Raw genomic sequence first — 3579 nt, forward strand, 5'->3', positions numbered from 1 at the left:
TGACCTCTTTGCCTGCAAAGCGGCGCTGAATATCGGTAGCATGTGCCCGCTCGTGGGCGTCCTGATACGCTTTTGAATCTTCGCTCAGTCCGGCCAGGGCGCTATGGTGATGATCATGTTCGTGATGATGGTGGTGAGCTTCACCGTGGTTATGATGGTGGTGATGGTCATCATGATCATGGTGATGCTCATGATCGTGGTCATGATGCGTCTGGGTCAGCCTGTTCTGTTCTCCCTGCCAGGTTCGCCAGAACATCCAGAATGCGGTCCCGAGAATAATAATCGCCGAGACAAACTGCAGCCAGGGCTCAACGGCCTGGGCAGTAAACGCTTTGCTGATATACATCCCGCCGAGCGCAATCAGCCATACCACTGCGGTATGCGACAGCGTTGCCGCCAGCCCCAGCATCACCGCCTGTTTGATGGTTCCCTTAATGGCAATAATAAAGGCCGCCATCATCGTCTTGGAATGCCCCGGTTCCAGACCGTGTAACACTCCTAATAGAATCGCGCTGGGAATGAAAAACCAGGCGTTGCCTTGCTGAAGAAGCGTAGAAAACTCACCCATGAGAATGATTCTTAGTTGTTTAATTTTGCCAGATTCTACTCCCCCCCAGTATTAAATACTACCCCCCAGTAGAATGACGATGGTATTGTCGCTCCAGCCAGACGTTGAAAAGGTATTGCTATGTCACATACGATCCGCGACAAACAAAAGCTGAAAGCCCGAGCCAGTAAGATTCAGGGGCAGGTAGCGGCGTTGAAAACCATGCTGGATGAACCGCATGAATGCGCGGCGGTATTGCAGCAAATAGCGGCGATCCGCGGTGCGGTAAACGGGTTAATGCGCGAGGTGATTAAAGGTCATCTGACCGAGCACATTGTGCATCAGGGCGATGAAATTAAGCGCGAAGAAGATTTGGATGTGGTTTTGAAGGTACTCGATTCGTACATCAAATAAGTCAGTTTAACGGCTCATCCACATACTGATGAATGAGCCGTTAAAAACACGTTCTAGCCAAAAAACATCACAGATACGCACAGCAGACCGACAATCAGGGTGATCAGATTTCCCACTGAACGGTACGGCTTTAGCGCCGGGATCAGATAGGTAGATAATGTCGGCATGATAAACAGAATCATGGCAATCAGCGGCCCGCTAATCGCGTAAATCATTGAAATTGCATTAGGGTTAATGCAGCAAATGATAAACGTAATGGTCGAAACCAGCATAATGGACAGGGCGCGGTTAAAGGCCCGGCTTTTCTTCACTCCCACCTGATGCAACGATGTTTTTACCACCTCGGTTGCCCCTTCAATCACGCCAAAGTAGGTGCCGAGGAACGATTTTGACATCGCCACGACGGCGACAATGATCCCAGAAATCGACAGCCATACTGGTGCGTTTGGCATCATCGATAGCGCTGACAGAATGGTCACCCCTTCATTTTTCGCGTCCTCGATATAGTTTGTCGGAATCGAAAGCAAACAGCTGAAGACGAAAAACAGCACGCTCAGGCAGATGATGACGTAGGCTACCTTCATGATTTTTTTGCATTTACCCATGGCCTGCTCGCCATATTTCTCACGTCGGTCGATGGCGAACGTCGAGATAATTGGCGTATGGCTAAAAGCAAAAACCATCACGGGAATAGATATCCAAACCTGATGAAGCGTGTGCTGATCGAAAGACATCTGGCCGGTGAGTAGCGTTGGCTGCCAGCTTCCGGTCAGGTAGAGCGAAAGGAACAAAAAGTACGCGATGAGCGGGAACACCAGAAAACCCATTACCCGAATGGTTGCTTGTCGGCCCATCAGAAAAATCAAGTTCAGCACCAGCACCACGCCAAGACTGACCAGCATGCGAACACGCAGATCGATGGCGATATGTTTTGCCAGTTGTTCAGTGAGTGAATTGGTTATCGCCACGGCGTAGATCAGCACCACCACAAAGAAGGCAATAAAATAGAGGGTCGTGATCAGGCTGCCTATCTTTTTGCCGTAATAGTGCGTAACTGCACCAGTGATCCCTTCACCTGCCGAGGTTTTTGAGGACAGGATAAACTGGCACAGCGCCTTGTGCGGCCAGTAGGTTAAAGGCCAGGCGACGAGTGCGGTGATAAACAGTACCACCGCGCCTGCAGAACCCAGCTGTATGGGGAGGAAGAGGGTTCCTGCGCCGACGGCAGTCCCATATAGTGCGAAGCTCCAGAGAGTCTCTTCTTTTGACCAAAATTTCGACATTATTTGAACGTATCAACTATAAAATAAACAAAAAGAAGCGCAATTTACCACAAATGGCAGGGGCTGGGGGAGGTGTCAACAAGCGGGCGAGTGAATGGATCAAAAGCCGGAACCGAGAAGATTCCGGCTATTGTTTGAATTATCAGGCAGTAACGCGCTGCTGGCGACGCTTCATAACGCGCTCGCGTAAAGTGTCATAAGCCCAGTTATAGAACATGGTGTATGGCAGGAAGAACAGGAAGAAACCTATTTCCAACGTGAATGCCTGGAGCAGGCTGACGTTCAGCACATACGCCACGATGCTCACCCCGATGACAATAAAACCGCTCTCGAAGCCTAAGGCGTGGAATGCCCGCACTTTAGCCGTACGTTTTACCAGGTGCGACGGCCACAGTCGGTCAAACAGGGCGTTATAAATGATATTCCAGATCATCGCCGTCGTGGCGAGAAGAATGGTCAGTCCGCCCATTTCCAGCACCGAGCGCTGCATCAACCATGCGGTGGTTGGTGCGAGGATCGCGGTGGCAATGCCTTCAAAGCAGACGGCATGAAAAATTCGCTCCAGTAACGAGCGGCGTTGGACTGTATCGTGTTGCATAATCTAAAACCTTCTTTGATGCCCGGATAACGGAATGGTGGCAATTTTATCGTTTTATGTGATATCTAAAAGATAGTATCCATCGATAAAGTAGATAGTTCATGCGTTACTCTCCTGAAGCGTTAACGGCATTTGTGGAGACCGTTTCCTGCGGCTCATTTTCTGCTGCGGCCCGGCGGCTGCGTAAAAGTCAGTCCACCATCAGCACGGCAATTGCGCATCTGGAAGCCGATCTTGGTTTTGCGCTATTTGACCGCTCATCACGTCAGCCGACGCTAACCGAAGAAGGTAAGCGGGTGCTGGGCTATGTGCAGGCAATTTTGACGGCCAGCGAACGTCTTGATGAGGCAGCGATTTCGCTGTCGGGTGAAACGGAAGCGCGTCTGACCTTCGTTTTGTCTGACACGCTGCACCCGGATGTGCTGGAAGAATTGATGGTGCAGTTTGACCACAAGTTTCCCCATACCGAGTTTGAATGTCTGATTGGCGAAGATGAAGACGTTATCGATCTGCTGCAAAAAGGACGTGCTCAGGTTGGGTTGATCGAAGCGCGGGAGGATTACCCGACCGACATGGGCGTCACGCGTCTGCCGATGCAAACCTGGATGGGATTATACGTTGCGGCATCGCATCCACTGGCGACTCAAGAAAAACTGCAGTGGGAACAGCTGCATACCTGGCGAGAGCTGCGGCTGAATACCTATCTGGAAAGCGGCACCAACGTGGCGCGCGGCCCC

Annotated in this window: 5 protein-coding genes; 2 read left to right on the forward strand and 3 right to left on the reverse strand. The window is 51.0% G+C overall.

Features of this window, described 5'->3' with window-relative positions; translation table 11 throughout:
• Positions 1-568: nickel/cobalt efflux transporter (locus FDW87_RS22440; protein ID WP_252363139.1), on the reverse strand; the 568-nt coding region annotated here is incomplete at its 3' end.
• 120 nt (positions 569-688) lie between these two features.
• Here FDW87_RS22440 and rcnR point away from each other — a divergent pair.
• Positions 689-961, forward strand: a complete 273-nt coding sequence (gene rcnR / locus FDW87_RS12145; RefSeq protein ID WP_016154292.1) for a Ni(II)/Co(II)-binding transcriptional repressor RcnR — start codon at positions 689-691, stop codon at positions 959-961.
• Between the two features lie 53 nt (positions 962-1014).
• Here rcnR and FDW87_RS12150 read toward each other — a convergent pair whose 3' ends face one another.
• Both FDW87_RS12150 and FDW87_RS12155 read right to left on the reverse strand, forming a co-directional pair.
• Positions 1015-2244 carry an amino acid permease gene (locus FDW87_RS12150; protein ID WP_137379795.1) on the reverse strand — a complete coding sequence of 410 codons (1230 nt, stop codon included), beginning with the start codon at positions 2242-2244 and terminating at the stop codon, positions 1015-1017.
• Between the two features lie 142 nt (positions 2245-2386).
• Entirely contained in the window at positions 2387-2842 is a 456-nt protein-coding gene (locus FDW87_RS12155) for a multidrug/biocide efflux PACE transporter (RefSeq protein ID WP_016154290.1), read from the reverse strand.
• Positions 2843-2943: 101 nt separating this feature from the next.
• Between FDW87_RS12155 and FDW87_RS12160 the strand changes: the two genes are divergently transcribed.
• On the forward strand, positions 2944-3579 hold a 636-nt coding region (locus FDW87_RS12160; protein ID WP_252363140.1), incomplete at its 3' end, for a LysR family transcriptional regulator.

The organism is Citrobacter sp. wls826 (assembly GCF_005281245.1).
GTDB classification, from domain to species: domain Bacteria; phylum Pseudomonadota; class Gammaproteobacteria; order Enterobacterales; family Enterobacteriaceae; genus Citrobacter; species Citrobacter braakii.